This is a genomic window from Dyadobacter endophyticus (genome assembly GCF_014641595.1).
Lineage (GTDB): Bacteria > Bacteroidota > Bacteroidia > Cytophagales > Spirosomataceae > Dyadobacter > Dyadobacter endophyticus.
Genome location: NZ_BMIA01000004.1, coordinates 310,349 through 328,298 on the forward strand (window position 1 = coordinate 310,349; position 17,950 = coordinate 328,298).

The 17,950-nt window shown below is 52.6% G+C and carries 14 protein-coding genes; 11 read left to right on the forward strand and 3 right to left on the reverse strand.

Going from position 1 to position 17,950, the window contains the following annotated elements; all coding sequences use genetic code 11:
• Positions 1–87: 87 nt before the first annotated feature.
• From IEY24_RS25835 to IEY24_RS25845, 3 genes are all read left to right on the forward strand, one after another.
• Positions 88–1,227, forward strand: coding sequence for a FecR family protein (locus IEY24_RS25835; RefSeq protein WP_188937848.1), 1,140 nt, complete (start codon positions 88–90; stop codon positions 1,225–1,227).
• Between the two features lie 174 nt (positions 1,228–1,401).
• Positions 1,402–4,746 (forward strand): TonB-dependent receptor, encoded by a 3,345-nt coding sequence (locus IEY24_RS25840; protein ID WP_188938396.1) that lies wholly within the window; start codon positions 1,402–1,404, stop codon positions 4,744–4,746.
• A gap of 19 nt (positions 4,747–4,765) precedes the next feature.
• Positions 4,766–6,286, forward strand: a complete 1,521-nt coding sequence (locus IEY24_RS25845) for a RagB/SusD family nutrient uptake outer membrane protein (protein ID WP_188937850.1) — start codon at positions 4,766–4,768, stop codon at positions 6,284–6,286.
• 56 nt (positions 6,287–6,342) lie between these two features.
• On the opposite strand, the gene IEY24_RS25850 is transcribed toward IEY24_RS25845, so the two are convergent.
• A complete protein-coding gene (locus IEY24_RS25850) occupies positions 6,343–6,702 on the reverse strand; it encodes a hypothetical protein (protein WP_188937852.1) in 360 nt (119 codons plus the stop codon).
• Between the two features lie 186 nt (positions 6,703–6,888).
• Between IEY24_RS25850 and IEY24_RS25855 the strand changes: the two genes are divergently transcribed.
• From IEY24_RS25855 to IEY24_RS25865, 3 genes are read left to right on the forward strand one after another with little or no spacing between them, the layout of a single operon-like run.
• The gene (locus IEY24_RS25855) at positions 6,889–7,404 is read left to right on the forward strand and encodes a phage tail protein (protein ID WP_188937855.1); all 516 of its coding nucleotides are present in this window, start codon (positions 6,889–6,891) and stop codon (positions 7,402–7,404) included.
• A 28-nt stretch (positions 7,405–7,432) separates the two neighbouring features.
• Positions 7,433–8,449 carry a phage tail protein gene (locus IEY24_RS25860; RefSeq protein ID WP_188937861.1) on the forward strand — a complete coding sequence of 339 codons (1,017 nt, stop codon included), beginning with the start codon at positions 7,433–7,435 and terminating at the stop codon, positions 8,447–8,449.
• 21 nt (positions 8,450–8,470) lie between these two features.
• Positions 8,471–12,280 (forward strand): T9SS type A sorting domain-containing protein, encoded by a 3,810-nt coding sequence (locus tag IEY24_RS25865; RefSeq protein WP_188937868.1) that lies wholly within the window; start codon positions 8,471–8,473, stop codon positions 12,278–12,280.
• A 1-nt stretch (position 12,281) separates the two neighbouring features.
• Here the strand turns inward: IEY24_RS25865 and IEY24_RS25870 are convergent, their stop codons facing one another.
• The gene (locus IEY24_RS25870; RefSeq protein WP_188937875.1) at positions 12,282–13,991 is read right to left on the reverse strand and encodes a tetratricopeptide repeat protein; all 1,710 of its coding nucleotides are present in this window, start codon (positions 13,989–13,991) and stop codon (positions 12,282–12,284) included.
• Between the two features lie 210 nt (positions 13,992–14,201).
• On the opposite strand from IEY24_RS25870, the gene IEY24_RS25875 reads away from it, so the two are divergent.
• From IEY24_RS25875 to IEY24_RS25890, 4 genes are all read left to right on the forward strand, one after another.
• The gene (locus IEY24_RS25875; protein ID WP_188937878.1) at positions 14,202–14,594 is read left to right on the forward strand and encodes a hypothetical protein; all 393 of its coding nucleotides are present in this window, start codon (positions 14,202–14,204) and stop codon (positions 14,592–14,594) included.
• Positions 14,595–14,688: 94 nt separating this feature from the next.
• Entirely contained in the window at positions 14,689–15,750 is a 1,062-nt protein-coding gene (locus tag IEY24_RS25880) for a cobalamin-independent methionine synthase II family protein (protein ID WP_188937880.1), read from the forward strand.
• 22 nt (positions 15,751–15,772) lie between these two features.
• Complete coding sequence (locus IEY24_RS25885; protein WP_188937882.1) at positions 15,773–16,324, forward strand: carboxymuconolactone decarboxylase family protein; 552 nt, start codon at positions 15,773–15,775, stop codon at positions 16,322–16,324.
• 110 nt (positions 16,325–16,434) lie between these two features.
• Positions 16,435–16,902: a hypothetical protein gene (locus IEY24_RS25890; RefSeq protein WP_188937884.1), complete on the forward strand. Its 468-nt coding sequence runs from the start codon at positions 16,435–16,437 to the stop codon at positions 16,900–16,902.
• Positions 16,903–16,959: 57 nt separating this feature from the next.
• Here IEY24_RS25890 and IEY24_RS25895 read toward each other — a convergent pair whose 3' ends face one another.
• The gene (locus tag IEY24_RS25895) at positions 16,960–17,331 is read right to left on the reverse strand and encodes a hypothetical protein (protein ID WP_188937885.1); all 372 of its coding nucleotides are present in this window, start codon (positions 17,329–17,331) and stop codon (positions 16,960–16,962) included.
• Positions 17,332–17,545: 214 nt separating this feature from the next.
• On the opposite strand from IEY24_RS25895, the gene IEY24_RS33150 reads away from it, so the two are divergent.
• Complete coding sequence (locus tag IEY24_RS33150; protein WP_369009297.1) at positions 17,546–17,875, forward strand: DUF6660 family protein; 330 nt, start codon at positions 17,546–17,548, stop codon at positions 17,873–17,875.
• Positions 17,876–17,950: the final 75 nt, after the last annotated feature.

Here is a 17,950-nt window from a genome sequence, read left to right on the forward strand (position 1 = left end):
ATTTAAAAAATTTTAAAAAAAATCAAAAAAATACAGTATCGTCGTCCGGTGATGGTCTAATGGTGTTTGAAAAGCTAAATTTTGAACATGGACCATTACCGCGATTTCAGTTTGGGGGAGTTTGTCTGGGATAAACCGTTCCGCAGCTGGGTGCTGAGCCCTACACGCGAGGAGGATGAGACCTGGCAAAGCTGGCTCGACGCCAACCCCGACAAACGCGAAACGGTGGAGCGCGCACGCCAGCTGGTCCTTTCCATTCGTCCGGCCAACGCGTCATTAAGCAGTCCTGAAAAAAGGAAAGCTTTGGAGCGGATCGTGGAGCGGCTGGAAGTGAGAGGCCCGGAGGTCGTCGAAAGCCTGCATTTGCCCTGGTACGCAGGTCGGCCGGCGCGAATCGCAGCGATGCTGGTGTTGCTGGCAGGGTTAGCATGGATATTCTGGTTGCGTCATCAGCCGAAAGCAATCGGTTATGACCAACTTGTTGCTGCTGCGAACGTCGAGATGCGCGAAACCGTAAACAAGACCGCCCATCCGCTGACCGTCCCCCTTGAAGACGGCAGCCGCATTACCCTCGATCCCGGGAGCAAAATGAGTTATCCCGCACATTTCAGCAGCTCCCGGCACGGCGGTGCCCGGCACACCGGTGCCCGGCGAGAGGTGTTTCTTTCCGGAAAAGCGTTTTTCGATATTGCCAAAGATCCTTCCAGACCTTTTTTTGTGTATGCCAATGAGTTGGTAACCAAAGTATTGGGTACAAGTTTTACCATAAGATCCTATACCAACGAGCGGGAGGTTTCGGTGGCTGTAAAAACGGGCAAAGTGGCCGTTTTCTCGAGGGAAGATCCCGACGCGACAGAGAAGCAAAGCTCCCGCGAGCTTACAGGCGTGGTAATCGAACCGAACCAACAGGTGGTTTTTGTACGGAAAACCGTCAAAATCACGAAAAGCCTCGTCCCCGAGCCGGAAGTTGTTGCCAACGCCGGTGCCGCTCCCCATTTTGAGTTTGACGAAGCGCCTGTGTCGGCCGTATTCAGTGCATTGCAGAGCGCTTACGGCATCGAAATTATTTATGACAAGAACATTATGGACGAGTGCCCGGTTACGGCCACGCTTACCGAAATGTCGCTGTACGAGAAGCTGGACCTGATTTGCAAGGCCGTAGACGCCAGCTATAAGAGCATCGACGGGCGGATCGTCGTGGAGGGAAAAGGTTGCAGAAATAACTAAAGAAAAAGCCGGCCCATGCGCCAACATGGCCGGCTCGGATATCCTCAGTGGTTAGCAGACCGTCACATCCTATGTAAATGGGATGAGGAGGAAGATTTTGCCAAGTTTCAATTAACAAAACCGTTCAAATTTATGAAAATACCGGTACAGTTCCATCGTAAATGGTTAGTTCTTATGCGGATAAGCGTCGCGCAATTGATAATGTCGGTTTGGCTGGTCGGGAATGCGCTCGCGGCGGACGTGCATGCGCAGGAACTGCTCAACAAGCGCATCAGCCTGCAAGCGCAGGACCTGGAAGTGAAGAAAGTCCTGCACGAGATTGAAAAGCAGGCCGGTGTCCGGTTTATATTCAGTTCTAAAATGATACAATCGGGGCGGAAGGTGACGATCCAGCAATCGAACCAGGAGCTTTCGAAGGTATTGGAAGAGTTTCTGGTGCCGCTGGGGCTTACTTACGAAGTTTCGGGGAAGAACATCGTCATCCGTCCGGCGGAAACACCCAAATGGAGCTCCGGCGAGCCTGAGGCTTCCGTAAAAAGCGGCTGGCAGGTCGGCGCTGAAATTACCATTAAAGGCCGGGTGACAGACTCGGAAACCAGGGAACCGTTACCGGGTGTGAATATCCTCGTAAAGGGTACACAAACGGGCACGTCCACGGACGCCGGAGGGAACTACATACTGACGGTTGAAAATGCTAATACAGTGCTCATTTACAGCTTTGTAGGGTACGAGCCGCAGGAGGTTCAGGCAGGTGGCCGGACGGAGATCCATATCAGTCTTAAAACCGATCAGAAATCGCTTGAAGAGGTGCTGGTAGTGGGTTATGGTACCGTCAAAAAGAGCGATGTTACCGGTTCGGTGGCGTCAGTCAAATCACAGGAATTGACCGCCTATCCCGCGCTAGGGACCGTGCAGGCCCTGCAGGGCCGTGCCGCCGGGGTGCAGATACAGGCCAACAACGGTGAGCCGGGCTCGTCGTTCAAGGTGCGGATCCGGGGCGGGACTTCCATTAATGCCAGCAGCGACCCGATTTATGTTGTCGACGGCTTCGTCGGCGGCACGTTGCCTCCGCCGGAGGATATAGAATCGATCGAAATCCTGAAAGATGCCTCGGCGACAGCCATTTACGGATCGCGCGGCGCCAACGGCGTGATCATGGTAACCACCAAAAAAGGTACGGCGGGTAAACCGCGCATCGATTTCAATACTTCGTTTTCCAGCCAGAAGGAGATCAATCGCCTCGATTTGCTCAATGCGACGCAGTTCCTCGACTATGTAAAGGAGGCGCGCCCCACGATCGTTTCGCAAGGCGCCGATACCGACTGGCAGGATGAGATCTTCCGTCGCGGCGGCATTCAAAACCACCAACTGTCGGTAGCAGGCGGCAGCGAGGCGGTGAAATACTATGTATCAGGTGCCTATTATGACCAGAAAGGCATTATTCTGAATTCCGGGTACAAGCGGTATTCGGTGACGAGCAATATCGACATTAATGCAACCAAAAGGCTGAAACTGGGGCTGAACCTGTTTGCGCAGCGCGTATCGCGCCAGCAGTCGCGTACGCAGGAGGGCTCGGGAGGCCTTACGCCCGGCGTGATGTCGGCGGCCTTGAAATTCGAACCCGACCAGCCGATCCGCGACGCCAACGGCCGGTTTACGGTGGGGCGGCTCAGCGATCCGATCGATAACCCTTATGCGATTGCTACGCAGCTCGAAAACGAATCGCTCGCCGATCGTATTCAGGGGAATCTTTATGCAGAATACAACATCCTCCAAGACCTGAAATTCAGAATTACCCTGGGAGCAACCACTAACAGTGGCCGCACAGGCACATTTACGCCAACCACTTTGAACGACGGGCGCAATGTGGGCGGCGCGGCGACGGTGAATGGCTCGAAAAGCACATTGCTGCTGAACGAGAACTATTTGACCTACAACAAAAAGATCGGTGCATTGCACGATTTTTCGGTGATGGCGGGGTATTCCTATCAGAAATCGTCGAGCGAAAACTGGGGCGGCTCGGGGCAGTCGTTCATTACCGATGCGGTTTCTTACTGGAACCTGGGCGGCTCGTCGGTATGGCAAAGCCCGAACTCCGGGCTCACCGAATGGGTGCTGGCTTCCTACTATGCCCGGCTAACCTATTCTCTGGCAGATAAATACCTTTTCACTGCCAATATCCGCCAGGACGGTTCTTCGAATTTTAGCAAAAATCACAAATGGGCGACGTTCCCTTCGGGCGCATTTGCGTGGAAAATGTCGAGCGAGCCGTTTATGCAACACATTGCGGCGATCAGTCAATGGAAATGGCGCGTGAGCTACGGGTTGACAGGCAACCAGGCCATCGAGCCTTATCAGACGATGGCCCGCTTCTCGAACGTCTACTCGGTCATCAACGGCACGCCGGTGAATGCCGTTCGCCCTACGACCGTCGCTAACGACGATCTTACCTGGGAAACGACGCACCAGTTTGACCTCGGCGCGGATGTGAGTTTGTTCAGCAACCGCATCAACCTTGTAGCCGACTATTACCGGCGTGTGACCAAAGACCTGCTTTTCAGTGTCCAACTGCCTCAATATTCAGGTTATACCAACCAGTTGCAGAACATCGGCGAAGTTGAAAATAAAGGCTTTGAATTCACGCTGAACACACGCAATCTGGTCGGTGCTTTCAAATGGAGCACGGATCTCAATTTTTCTATAAACCGCAATAAAATCCTAAAACTACCCGCGGGAACGGACATTCTTTATGGCTCCGCACCGGGGCATATGGTGGGGATGGGACAAACACAGGTTCTGCGCGAAGGCTATCCGGTGGGCAGTTTTTACGGCTGGATCTATGACGGCGTATATCAGGAAGGCGACAGTTTTATCCCTGGCGGCGGTTTCGAGGTGGTGGCAGGTGGTGAGAAATTCCGGGATATTAATGGTAAAAAGAACACAAACGGCCAGCTTACCGGCGAGCCTGACGGCCTGCTGAACAGCGACGACCGCACTATTATCGGTAATCCGCACCCGAAATTCACCTGGGGCATGAACAACGATTTCAGCTGGAAAGGATTTGACCTGAATGTTTTCTTCCAGGCTTCGAAAGGCAACGATCTGCTGAGCTATACATTGATGGAGCTCAACCTGCTCTCGGCGATCAACAATGCGACTACCGAGGCATTGAACCGCTGGACGCCGACGAATACGAATACGAACGTGCCCAAAGCGACGGTCGGCCGCACGCGCAGGGTATCGACGAGGTGGGTCAAGGATGGTAGTTTTGTGAGGATGAAAAACCTCGCAGTAGGTTATAATTTCCCGAAACCGGTGCTTGAAAAGCTGAAAATCAGCAAACTGCGCGTCTATGCCAGCGCCCAGAATATCCTGACTTTCACCAAATACAAAGGCTACGACCCCGAGGTAAACTATTCATCGGATGGTAACACCGACAGCAACCGTAACCTGGGACTCGATTACGGCAGCTACCCGAACGCTAAATCCTACACCATCGGCCTGAACCTGGGCTTTTAAAGCATTAAACGGACAGAACATGAAACATTTATTCAATAGATCAATATTCCTTACCGCGGCGGTTTCGCTGCTGCTGGGCTGCGCGGACCTGGACGAAAAGCCCGTGGGCCTGCTTGCACCGGAGTCGCTGTTCAGGACTTCCAAGGATGTGGAAACGGCCATCATGGGTGCATACGGCTGGATGGCCACCGAACGACTCTACGGTCGGCAGTTTGTGTCAGCGCTGATGCTCCGAAGCGATATGGAGGACATTGGCGACCGCGGTACGCCGGCCGAACGCCAGCAGGTTAACGATTTCAATATGGATGACAACAACAACATGGTCAACCAGTTCTGGCCGGTGTGGTATCAGGTCATCAGCGGGACAAATGCGGCCATTTTCGGCGCGCAGGGGCTGAATTTGCCGGAAGCTACGGCCAATCCGCTCATTGCCGAGGCCCGTTTCATACGCGCATTCGCGTATTTCCACCTCGTGCAGGTGTTCGGCGATATTCCTTACATCGACTATTTTATCAGCAATCCGGAGTCCGTCAAGTCGATTTCCAAAACGCCTGCGGCTACGGTTTATGCCAGCATTATCGCGGACCTGGAATTTGCCAAACAATGGCTGCCCGACAAGCAGCCGTCGGAGGTACGCAGCCGGGCTACGAAGGGAACGGCCGCTTCCTATCTGGCGTCGGTGCATCTCACGATGGGGCAATACCAGAAGGCCTACACCGAAGCGAAATGGGTGATCGATAACAAAGACAAGTTTGGTTATGGGCTGGAAGCGGACTTTCAAACGCTATTCAAGGCACCCCAAGCCCCGAATATGAAGGAGCATATTTTCGACATTGATTTTCTCGGGATGAAAACGGGCGAAGGCGGGGCTAACGACGACATTATGGCACCCATGACCGGCGTACGCGGAGGCGACGCGCCACGCAGCGGATGGAGTGTGATCGTACCGTCGATGAAAGTATACAGCACGTGGGATAACCGCGATTACCGCAAGGAGGTTAGTTTCGAGGATTCGCTCCTGATTGGCGGAAAGCTTGTTCCCTACACCGAATTCACGAATACTAAACGCCCGCATATTGCCAAGTACGCCCGTTTTGCAGGTAATTCCAATTCCGAAGGCCGCGATTCCGATCACAACTATGCCGCGATGCGCTACGCCGACATCCTGCTCATCGCCGCCGAAGCATCCGTGGAAGTGAACGGCCCGAATGCCGAAGCGCTGGGGTATATCAACCAGATTAGGGCACGCGCCAGAAACTGGGCCGGCAGGCAGACGACTTTCCCGGAAGACGTGAAAGCCGGATTGGCGAAGGATGCGTTGATAGACCTGATCCTCGACGACCGCCGTCTTGAACTTGCCTTCGAATACAAACGCTGGTACGACATCAAGCGCCGCAACTTGGGAGAAAAGGTATTCAAAGGGCCCAATTCGCTCGAACCGCACGAGACATTCAGCGCTACCCGGGACTATCTCATGCCGCTGCCACGGGTCGAGTTGCAGGTAAATCCAAACCTGGCGCCGCAGAATCCGGGGTATTAATTTTGCAATGCCAGGCCTTGCTTGACAACACCTGACAACTCCGAACGGCACCGCCCTTATGAGTCGAATGCCTTTCTGATCCCGTCGGTTTCGTGTTCAGATATTGAAAATGTTCGTTGTGAAATCTTGTCGGCGATGACACTATCAGCGAGCAACAGCCGTACCGTTATCGCAGGCTGTTGCAGCCAGCCGCGTTCGCTGTTTTTCAAGTCGGAGGCGAGGAGCGGTTCGCTGAAATCGTAGGCGGCCTGTTTGAACTGGAATACCAAAACCGGAGAGCCTTCTTCCCACCTTAAATGGCATTCGACGTTTTCTGAAAGCAGGTTGTCGGGAAAGTGCGTGTTTTTGAGGATAATGTCAAGCGTATCCGTGCCTGGGAGTACGCGTATGTAGGGGGAGCGTTCAGGGATTGGCATAGTTTTCAAAATTTCTTTGCATAATGAACAAAACCCGTCCTGGAATGATTCAGGGCGGGTTTTTTGTGCCGTTGTAACTCTATTTTGATAATTGTGACGTTTTTGTGACGCGTCTTTTTTGGTCTTCGTTGACATCCGATCCTTTATTTGTCCGTCAATCCCAAACCACCTTTATTTTCAAATTATATGGACGAATCTTATATCGGTGAAATCAAGTTATTTGCCGGAAATTTTGCTCCCATTGGCTGGCTCTTTTGCGATGGTAGCCTTTTATTGATTAAAGACTACGAGGTTCTTTTTGTTCTCCTCGGGACCACCTACGGCGGAGACGGGGTGACCAACTTTGCATTGCCGGATTTACGCTCGCGCGTTGCACTGGGGCAGAGCGAGCTCTTTCCTATCGGGCAAAAAGCCGGTATGGAAACAATCCAGTTGAAGCTGGATGAATTGCCGAGGCACTCGCATACGCCGGCATGCAGCACTTCTGGTATTGCGAACACGAAAGACGCTACAAATGCTTTCTGGTCGGCCGCGCCGGCGGGAGGACGCCGGTACGGTTCAGACAAAGGAGACATCAGTTCTAAGCTGGGCTTGGACAGCGTGGAGAAGGTGGGTAGCAGCGTCCCGCATGAAAACAGGATGCCGATTCTTGCGATGTCCTATATCATCGCAATTGGGGGAGTGTTTCCGAGTAAATCCTGACTATTACTAACCTTAAACTAAGATTCCAATGGATAATTATCTTTCCGAGATCAGGGCATTTGCCTTTCCATTTGTCCCCAGAGGATGGCTTCCCTGTGACGGCAGGTCCTTGCCTGTTGCCACTAATCTTGCACTCTACCACTTGATCGGTAACACCTACGGCGGTGATGGAAATACTTTTAAACTACCGGACCTTCGTGAACGTGTGACGATTGGCAATGGCCCGGCTTATCCCTATTTCGCCCAGGGCGGCGAGGAGAGGCACCCCCTTACGGAGAATGAAATGCCAAGGCACACGCACCAGGCTGTTGCGAGTACTATTAACCGGGATAGTTCCACGCCTGAGGGACATTATTGGCCTGCCGATTCAGGGTATACCAAGGAAAGTAATGCACTCATGAGCGTTGCTGCCCTCGTGCTGGTCGGTTATGGCAAGGGGCACGATAACATGTCGCCCTACCAGGCTATCAACTATGCTATCGCTACCGAGGGAATCTTTCCGAGTGGGAACTTCGGTGGATACCTTGGAAGCATCAAGCTGTTTCCTGGAAAACTGGAATCGGAAGATTGTGTTCCCTGTGATGGCCGCGTGTTGCCCATAGCAAGTCATACGGCGTTATTTTCTCTCCTAGGCTCGTCCTATGGCGGTGATGGTAAAACAACTTTCGCATTGCCCGATTTGCGGGGGAGGGCGCCGGTATGTTTCGCAACGGGCCGACACGATTTCGGACTGACGGAATACCAGCTCGGTCAGGCTGCGGGCGTAACGACGGTAACACTGACACCCGACCAAATGCCGGTGCACTATCACCCGGCCGTGGCCAGTATCAACGGCAATGTGCAAAGTCCCGAAGGGCAGGTATGGGCCAACGACGATAACCGCCCGCCGGTCAAATGCTTTGCCAGCCAAAAGGGCGCGGGCGCGCCCATGAACCGAACTGCCCTGGGGGAAGTCGGCGGCGATCAGCCGCATAACAACATGATGCCCTTTCAGGCAATTCAATATCTGATCGTGCGCGCTGGCTTTTACCCTCAGCGCCCCTGATTCTTTTTAACCACATTATCTATGATGAAAACTTCTACCGGCCTTCGCCTGTTCAGGATCTTGGCTATTGCATTGCTGGTGTCCGGCATAATGCCCGGTGTGTATGCAAATACCTTCAATGTAACCCAAACGAGCGATGGCAACGCCGCCTCGCAATTGCGGGGCGCGATCCTGGCGGCGGATGCGCTCGGTGGTGGGCCGCATACGATTAATGTGCCCGCGGGAACTTACAATCTGACGCTGGGACCGATCAAACTTGGAACCAAAGCGCAGAATATTTCGATCGTAGGGGCCGGGGCGGCTTCTACGATCGTCAATATGACCGCCACGATGCAGAACCGTATCCTTTTGATCAACGAGTTCGCCGATGTGTCGGGTGTGACGACTGCTATTTCCGGCATCAAGTTCACGGGTGGGAAAAGTCCGGGTAACTATGGAGGCGGCGCCATTCTTTGCGGCGGGCCAAACAATGTTGTCAGTATCACTAATTGTGCGTTCGAGGGCAATGTGTCCACAGGCCGTGGCGGCGGCGCGCTGTCGATAGGGGGCGGTGGCGTGGTCACTGTCGACAACTGCACATTCACAAACAATCAGATCAATGTTACGAACCAGGACAATGCCAGCGGCGGTGCGATATTGATCGGCTATGTTAGTTCGGATATTACAGTGACAGGCAGCGTGAGCATTACCAATTCTGCCTTTACCGGCAACTTCGTATCGTCTACGCTTTTTACCGCCGGCGGGGCCATTCATTTGAATGCGGAGCAGTCGCCCCAAAGCCCTTCTTTTTACACAAAAATAGAAAAGAACAAATTTCTCAATAATAGCACCGGGACGACCACGAACAGTGAAGGTGGGGCCATTTCCATTTCCAGCGATTTTGCCGTGGATGTCAATTACAATGTTTTTGCCGGTAATACGCTGGGCGGCTCGGTAAAACAAGCACTGTCGTCGCGTAAATCGAGCGATGGGGTGGTGAATGCCACCCACAACTGGTGGGGATGCAATACCGACCCGCAGGCTGCCGGAACGTGCAGCGAAAGCGCGAGTGTTATCGGTGAAATAGGCACGGGTACACTTACTACCGTTCCGTTCCTGGTATTGAAACCGGCTGTAAGCAATGCTGCGCTTTGTTTGCCGTCGACGAGCCAGACTACCGTGACTGCGAGTTTTCTGAATAATTCTGCGGGCACGGCCATATCATTAGGCAATCTCAGCCAGGTGATCGGCTTGCCTGTGAGTTTCAGCTCAGAGAACGGGAATATTTCGGGCGCGCAAAGTGCCATTCAAGCCGACGGCAAGGCCACGGCTACCTATACCGCAACCAGCGTGGGACCGGGAAGCGCCAATGTCATGGCGGGTTACCTAACCAGTTCCGACCCGGCGGCGCGTGTTGCCCTCGCAACCGGAGTGAGCCCGACGATCAGTACACATCCGGCTAAGGTCACAACGTGCACCGGCGCTTCTTCGGCCGTTTTTACCGTTACGGGAGACAATCCCGCCACGTTGTCGTATCAATGGTACCTGGGGAATACGCCATTGTCCAATGACGGTAAATATAGTGGCGTCAACACGGCATCGCTCACGGTGAACAACATCGGTGCCGGTGATAACGGCGGTCAATTCAAGGTCAAAATCAGTAACAGCTGCGGCGACGCTTTCTCGAACAGCGCGCTTTTGACTGTTGTTGCAAACCGTTTGTATGTCGCGGAAGGAGCTTCCGGGGGAGGTTCGGGCTGGGAAGATGCCCTGGGCGACCTCAGTACTGCGCTGAATGCGGCCTACGGCTGCACCGGAATTACGGAAATATGGGTGAAAGCAGGTACTTACAAACCTTCCGGATTTCCCTATAATGCAAGTCTGACGGGTTCGCGGAACAACGCTTTTTACCTGATAAACAACGTTGCCATCTATGGTGGATTCGCAGGAAATGAAGCGACGCTCGGGCAACGGGATGCGGGCGCGAACCAGACGATCCTTTCCGGCGACATCGGTGTGCCTTCCAATGCTTCGGATAACACCTATCACACCCTTGTTTCGGTACTCAATAACAATACGGCCCGGCTCGATGGCTTTATCGTCCGGGATGGTAATTCGAACGGGGCTGGTATCGAGCAAAGTATCCTGGGAGCAAATGTGATCGCTTTTGGAGGAGGAGGGCTTGTGCTCTATTCCGCATCGCCGGTTATTGCGAATTGCGTTTTTACAGAAAATTCAGGTGCGGATGGAGCGGGTATTTATGTTTTCGGAAGCTCGGCTAATCCGTTGATTACTAATTGTATCATTACCGGTAATTCTGCTGGGAGTGCCGGTGGCGGCATTTTCAATGGTTATGACAGCGGTGCAACCATTCAGAACTGTACTATTGCGGGTAATTCGGGAGTTGTCCAGGGAGCGGGCATGCATAACTATCTGCTGGCGCACCCAATTGTTTCCAACACGCTGATCTGGGGGAATAGTGGCCCGGCACCGGCTGGCATCTTCGATAACTCGGCGACGCCTAATGTATTGTTCTCTCTTGTGCAGGACGGTCATACCGGAACTTCTATTCTGAACCAGGACCCATTTTTTGCAAACCAACCGGCTCCCGTCGGTGCTGATGGGAAATGGATGACAACCGACGACGGATTAAAACCGCTTCCTTGCAGCCCGGCCATCAATAAGGGAGTGAATGTTTTTGTGACTGCCCCGTCGGATATTCTCCGGCAGGTTAGAATTTTTGATACTATGGTCGATATCGGTGCTTTCGAGCTCCAATCTTACCGTGACGGGACCAGCTTGTCACAGGACGGTGATGTGGCGACAAACAATGTCATTGGTGGTACGACCTCTGGTTTTTTAGCCACCGGATGCCGTGTTTTGGCACAGGTAACGCCTATGGGCGCGGCGCCCGTCATCGGTAGCGTGCAGGCGAAGACGTTCGTGGAGGGAGGTATCATTAGCGGCGGAGCGGTAAATTTTGTACAAAGACATTACGAAATCCTCCCGGCGGCTAATGCGGAAAATGCGACTGCCCGGATCAAACTGTTTTTTCTCCAATCAGAATTTGATGCATTCAATGCCGGCGCCGGAGCTGCAAAACTGCCGGCGTTCTTCTCGGACGGCACTGGCAAGGCCAATCTGCTCGTTGTTCAGTATCACGGTACATCAGCCACCGGACAACCCGGATCGTACAGCGGCGACACGACCACGATTAATCCCGATGATAATGATATTGTCTGGAACGGCGACCTGAACCGGTGGGAAGTCAGTTTTGACGTGACCGGGTTCAGCGGTTTCTTTATAAGCAATGCAGACCCGCTGCCTTTAAAGCTCGTTAGTTTTACGGCCAAAGCGGTTGAAAAAAACACATTACTCGAATGGCTCACAGCCGAGGAGGTTAATACCAGCCATTTTGAAATACACCGCAGCGCCGACGCACGGCATTGGCAGGTATTGCCCGAACAACCTGCCGCTTTTGGTAGTGGGGGGCATCGCTACTCAGCGCGCGACGTCGAGCCTCTCGCGGGATTGAATTATTACCGCTTAAAAATGACAGATATAGACGGATCATTTGCATATAGCCAGATTGTCACGGCAGAACACCGGAATGCATTTCAAATGCAGGTATTCCCCAATCCGGCAACGACATTGCTGCAAATGGAAATGACGGCGGGCGGTACGGTTTCGGGGAAGGTCGAACTGCTCGATACGAAAGGTGTAGCAGTGATGCGTAATGAACTGAAAAACGGGAAAGCAACATTGTTGGTAGGTAATTTGCCCAAAGGCATTTACCTGCTGCGCGTACGAAGTGGAGCGGTGGTACAGACGCGGAAAGTAGCGATCGAATAAGTCAGATTTGCATCATGACTTCTTCGAGGCTCTGGTCGTCGGGCACATCGATTTTTTTTAGCAACCGGTATTTGGTGGTGCGCACGGCATGGCTGCTGATGCCCAATGTGACCGACATTTCCTGGTAACCCAGGCCCAGTTTGGCGAGCGCAATGAACCGGATTTCGGCCTGCGTGAGATCGGGGAACTTCTCGCGGAGGCGATGGAGATAGTCGCCGTGCGCTTTGCCGAAGAGTTTTTTGAAATAATCCCAATCCTCCTGCGTCAGGATGGTACTTTCACGCAATTGCATCAGGGCCTCAGCATCGGGGCCCTGCTTGCTTTCCAATGCCTCGATCTGTTTGCTTTTTTCGGAAATATTGCGGGCAAACTCACTTAATTGCAAGGTCGCATTTTCCAGTTCCTGTTCCTTTTGCCTGATTTTGAGCTCCTTCAAAAGCTGCGCCTGCTGGTGCCGTTTGCGTTGGGTTCGATAAACGTAGATGGCCACGCCCGCAATGAGCAGTACGAGGATTAGCGAGAGATTGCGCTCAGTTATTTTCAGCTTCTGGTCGGACTCTGCCTTTTCCATCTTGCCCCGGAGTTTTTGCAACTCCATTTTCTGATGTGCCCGCAGCATCAGTTTTTCATTGTATTTGCGGTTCATGCTGTCTTTGGCGAACATGGCAGAGTCCAGATATGCCTCCGCCAGTTTCGGGTTGCCCCGCGCTGCAGACAACTTTACCAAAATCGTGTATAGGTCCTGGAAATGCCTGTATCGTTCGGGATGCGTAACGTCCAGATAATGCCGCGCCGTATTGACAAGTTGCCCCGCCTTGTCGAAGGCATTGTTTTTTAAATGAATATCGGCCTGAGTGATCAGTGATTGGGCGGCCAAACCGTAATCTTTTTGTAGAATAGCTTCATCGATATTGGCTTGCAGTAACGGCATCGATTCTGCGTAATTACCTCGCAGATAGGCGTTTTCGCCCAGTCCGCCTTGTGCAATAGCTGCCCAAGTCTTGTAGTTTCCGGGAGATTCCTTACGGAGCACCCTTCGGAAATAATGATCAGACGAATCGAGCTTGCCCAGCTTCCGGTAAATGACGGCGGTCATAACGAGCGCCGAGTTATGTCCCGCATACATGTCCGGGTTGAATTTTAAAGTCAGGATCTGCCCGAAGAGGGATAATGCCTTTTTATAATCCGAAAAATTGTAGTAGGCGTGGGCAATATTGCTCAATGCATAACTTTTGTCGGGGAATTCATCTGTACTTAATTCATTCAGAATGCTTTCCATCTGGATGAAGGTTTCAAATGCCAATTCGTAATTTCTGCCGTCGGACCAATAATAATCCCCGAGTACTTTAAGCGACCGTGCGTTGAGCTGTTTGATGTCTTGTTCGGCAGTCTTTGCCACAAGCTCATTGAGCATCGCGGCAATGCGAGGGGTTTGGTTTCTATGCCAAGTGGTGAGGTAATAGGCTTTCAACAGATCCGATTCCAGTTCCAGATCCCTGTCGTGACGGCCTTTTGCCCATTCCTTCATGGAGGCGATCTCACGAAATACCGATGTCGAATCGCGGTTGTCGATCAGCCGGGTGTAGATTTTACCCAGATCTTTATAACGCTGCGGATAGGTTTTGTGTAGTAAATGCTCCCATTGGGCATGGGCCTTACCAGCATTCAATGCGAATAATATGAACAAAAAAGTGGTTAAAGAACGGTTCATGGGTTCGCGAGGCAAGGTTGGACCTGTCACTAAAAGGGTTTGACGGAGGTAAAAGTAATGCTATAAAGAAGTGGTTAGCAGTAGTTAGGAATGGAATTACTTTGCGGTTTTGCAAAACTGTATTTTTTATTGATTCATTTAAATGAAATGAATAATTGCTACAAGGAATAATGCGGTATTCTTGTAGATTTAAGGTACATCTCCCTGTTCATGAAAACGGTTGCCAGTCTCGGTTTGCTTGCATTGCTGCTATCCCATTCGCTGGGATGGTCGGTGGCTATGCTTTTTACGGGGGAAAAGGGAGAGGTGCCGGAGCAGAACGTAGCACCGCAATCCCACGCATCGGCCTGGCACAGGTTTGCCGAATTGTCGGAACGCATGCAGGAAATGCAGCTTGCCAAAACGCTGCCTACGCCGCTGGGAAGCCTATTGAAAATGCTGGGTGACCTGGCGAAGACCTATTTGCCGGGCGCGACCGCGAAAGATGAATGGGCTAATGGTACCTGCCGGCTTCGCGGGCCTGTCCGCTTTGCTGAGCCGTTTCACGTCGTCGTAGCCGGTGTGTTCAATCGCGCCACCCCACCTCCGGAAATGATTGGGTAACACATTTTTAAATGCATTGCAACGGCCTGCCCACTGGCGCAGGCGTGTGTGTGCATGTACGGTACCCATTCATTAACTCGTATCATTTCCAAATATGGCAACTATTCCTACCGAGCCGATAGGAAGCATTCCACGGCCCGCATACCTGCAACAAGCGATGCAGGCTTATACCCAAGATGAAATTTCCACCGCCGACCTTGGCAAATTGTTTTCCCAGGCAACCCGCGAAACGATCATATCCCTGGAAGGCACGGGCTCGCCGGTGATCTCCGACGGCGAACAGAGTAAGCCCAGCTTTGCGACGTACCCTATCCACGGCGCGTTGAACCTCGGTGCGGGAGGTGTAACCATTCCTTTTGAAGACGGGCATACACGGCAATTACCGGTATTAACGTCGGGGCCATTCCGTTACCGCAATTTCGCGGTGGATTATCTGAAGGAGGCACGAAAACATACGGCATTGCCGGTAAAGCAAGCCGTTATTTCTGCGTCGGCCATGAGCCTGCTCTACCCGGCGGCCGGAATAGATGGCTATCCGCAAAGCCAGTTCATCGCCGACCTGCTCGACCAGGCGGAGGCCGATATCCGGAAATGCCTCACCGAGCAAGCCTACAACGTTCAGATCGATTTTACGGAAGCCAGGCTGGCCCTGAAACTGGACCCGGGCAAAGGTCTTTTGCGGCAATTTATCGCGCTCAACAACCAGGTTCTCGAACGTTTCACCGCCGACGAGCGTAGCAGGATAGGCGTCCACACCTGCCCCGGCGGCGACCACGATTCAACCCACAGTGCCGATGTGCCCTATTCAGACCTTCTGCCCTTGTTTTTTCAATTGAATGCGGGTAATTTTTACCTGGAATATGCAGCAGAAAAAGACAAAGTATCGGTGCTGGAATCGATCCGCGAAAATATCCGGCCGGGGCAGCGGGTATTCCTCGGCGTCACCGACGTGCTGAACCCGAGAATCGAAACGCCAGCCGAAATCCGCGACCTGCTCGTGCAAGCCGCCGAATACATCCCGCTGAACCAGCTAGGCTCCACCGACGACTGCGGTTTCTCCCCCTTCGCCGACGATGTTTCAACCGCACGGGAGATTGCATTTGAAAAGATACGGGCCCGCGTAGAAGGGACGAAGCTGGCGGGCGCAAAGCTTTAATCATTCACCTATTAACTTTACCATGCCACACATCCAATTCGAACCTGGCTTCCCCGGCATCCTCGGCCCGATGCGGTTCAGCCCCCATACTGCCGAACCGATGAATTTACTTGCCAACGCGTTAATGTGTTCCGACGACGGGCTTACCCGCGGCGAACGCGAACTCATTGGTACTTACGTCTCGTCCCAAAACGACTGCTTTTTCTGTCAGACGATCCACGGCGCCATTGCCAGCGCTTACCTGGAAGATGAAGACTGGTCGTTCGTAAAAAGTGTAAAGGAAAATTACCCCGAAACGGATCTTTCGGAAAGAATGAAGGCACTGTTATCGATCGCGGGCAGCGTACAGCGCGGCGGCAAGCACGTGACGCCCGAGCAAGTCGCCCGCGCCCGCGAGCACGGCGCCGACGACCGCCAGATTCACGATACCGTCCTCATCGCTGCCGCATTCTGCATGTTCAACCGGTACGTCGATGGCCTTGCGACTACTGCGCCGACCGACCCGGATGTATACCGGGCCAGGGCAGTGAATGTGATTGCGAATGGGTATTCGGCGGTGAAGGGATATGAGTGACCGGTTTGGAGTAATAGAGCTTTTGTGTGAAAAAGGAGTTGCCGGCAAGAGGTAACTCCTTTCTCGAATGTATCTTGCGCCATCCAAAAACCCAGCCATTTCAACCATTTATGAAAACACATTTCCCTGCATTGCTGCTCGCCGTATCGATGTTCACAGCATGCGGCCGCCCGGAAACGGAACAAAGCAATGAAAGCAAGCCGCGCGAGCTCGAAGGTACCTGGAAACTCATTAGCGGCACATTGATCGAGAAGGGGGACACCACCGTGACCGATTATACGAAGAAGGTGTCCTTCATTAAAGTCATCAACGACAGCCACTTTGCCTTCTTACAGCACGATCTGAACAAGGGCAAGGACTCCACAGCGAGTTTTTCCGCCGGTGGCGGGGCTTATACTTTGAAAGACAGTGCTTACACCGAAAAACTGGAATATTGTACTGCCCGCGAGTGGGAAGGCAACGAGTTTCATTTTACAATTTCCATTCAAAACGATACGCTCGTTCAACGTGGTGTGGAGAAGGTGGAGGCGGCAGGAGTGGAGCGGCTGAACATCGAGAAGTATGTGCGGGTGAATTGATGTAATGCAAAAAGCCGGAGGATAATTACCTCCGGCTTTTAATGATTTACTTGCCCTTTACTTGGCTGGTTCCTTCGTTGCGGTGATCGGGAATTCGCCGTCCTGTGAAACAATGGTGCCGGTGAGCTTGTCGCCATCCTGCGTCATGGTGAAGGTCAGTAAACCTCCCTGGAAGTCCAGTTTGAAGGTTACTTTGCCCTGGTCTATGGTCAGCTCCTTCATTTCCATACGCTCCTGCTGGCCGAGGTAGCCGGTCGTTTTGTCGTCCTTTTGCTCGAAAGTCATGATGCCGGTTTCATACTCTGGTGGCACATTAGAAACGGTATATTTCCAGGTTCCCACAAGGTCGTTGGCTGTTTTAATGTTTTTAGCGGTTACCGCGAAGATGGTAACAGCGAGAATCATGGTTAGCAGATACTTTACTTTCATTGTTTTAATGGTTTTTGCTTGAAAGATTGATTACTAAATGACATTGCGCCCCAATTTAGAAAAAAGCAGATATGTTGCGATCGCGGCAATGTTATATTTCTAGTAACTAAATTACCATCGGTGTTAACGGCTGATTAACGGCAATGCGCCGTTTACTTGCCGCGATTTTGTTTTTGCCTACCTGTTGCATCGGCATTTCCCCTACTTTTGAAACATGAAAGGCATCGTTGCATATCTGCTGGCGTTTTACGTGTTCGCGCTTTCCTGCATTCCGTGCCAGGACGAGGCGATACCCTTGCCCGACAGCGGCGTCGCAGCGGCCGTTGTCTCCGGCGACCAGGACGGCCATCAGGAGGCCATCGACCTCTGTTCCCCATTCTGTATTTGCGCATGCTGTGCCAGCGTGACCATCAGCGCTGCTGTCGCTGTTCTGCCCGAAACCGCTGTTTCGCAGCTCATTCCACCCGCTGGCTTCTCCTACCTCCAAATTCTATACACCGGCGACAGGGCCGGGTTCTGGCAACCACCGCAGAACAAGGCATAATCCGCCGGCTGGCACTCTTTTACCGGACAATTCGTCGCACAGTTGCATTAGGTGACTGACGTGACGCGGCATATC

Coding starts and splice junctions, on each gene's coding strand:
- IEY24_RS25890 (WP_188937884.1), top strand. CDS start 16,435: ATGAAAACACATTTCCCTGCATTGCTGCTCGCCGTATCGATGTTCACA.
- IEY24_RS33150 (WP_369009297.1), top strand. CDS start 17,546: ATGAAAGGCATCGTTGCATATCTGCTGGCGTTTTACGTGTTCGCGCTT.
- IEY24_RS25870 (WP_188937875.1), bottom strand. CDS start 13,991: ATGAACCGTTCTTTAACCACTTTTTTGTTCATATTATTCGCATTGAAT.
- IEY24_RS25860 (WP_188937861.1), top strand. CDS start 7,433: ATGGATAATTATCTTTCCGAGATCAGGGCATTTGCCTTTCCATTTGTC.
- IEY24_RS25850 (WP_188937852.1), bottom strand. CDS start 6,702: ATGCCAATCCCTGAACGCTCCCCCTACATACGCGTACTCCCAGGCACG.
- IEY24_RS25840 (WP_188938396.1), top strand. CDS start 1,402: ATGCGGATAAGCGTCGCGCAATTGATAATGTCGGTTTGGCTGGTCGGG.
- IEY24_RS25885 (WP_188937882.1), top strand. CDS start 15,773: ATGCCACACATCCAATTCGAACCTGGCTTCCCCGGCATCCTCGGCCCG.
- IEY24_RS25895 (WP_188937885.1), bottom strand. CDS start 17,331: ATGAAAGTAAAGTATCTGCTAACCATGATTCTCGCTGTTACCATCTTC.
- IEY24_RS25855 (WP_188937855.1), top strand. CDS start 6,889: ATGGACGAATCTTATATCGGTGAAATCAAGTTATTTGCCGGAAATTTT.
- IEY24_RS25865 (WP_188937868.1), top strand. CDS start 8,471: ATGATGAAAACTTCTACCGGCCTTCGCCTGTTCAGGATCTTGGCTATT.
- IEY24_RS25845 (WP_188937850.1), top strand. CDS start 4,766: ATGAAACATTTATTCAATAGATCAATATTCCTTACCGCGGCGGTTTCG.
- IEY24_RS25835 (WP_188937848.1), top strand. CDS start 88: ATGGACCATTACCGCGATTTCAGTTTGGGGGAGTTTGTCTGGGATAAA.
- IEY24_RS25875 (WP_188937878.1), top strand. CDS start 14,202: ATGAAAACGGTTGCCAGTCTCGGTTTGCTTGCATTGCTGCTATCCCAT.
- IEY24_RS25880 (WP_188937880.1), top strand. CDS start 14,689: ATGGCAACTATTCCTACCGAGCCGATAGGAAGCATTCCACGGCCCGCA.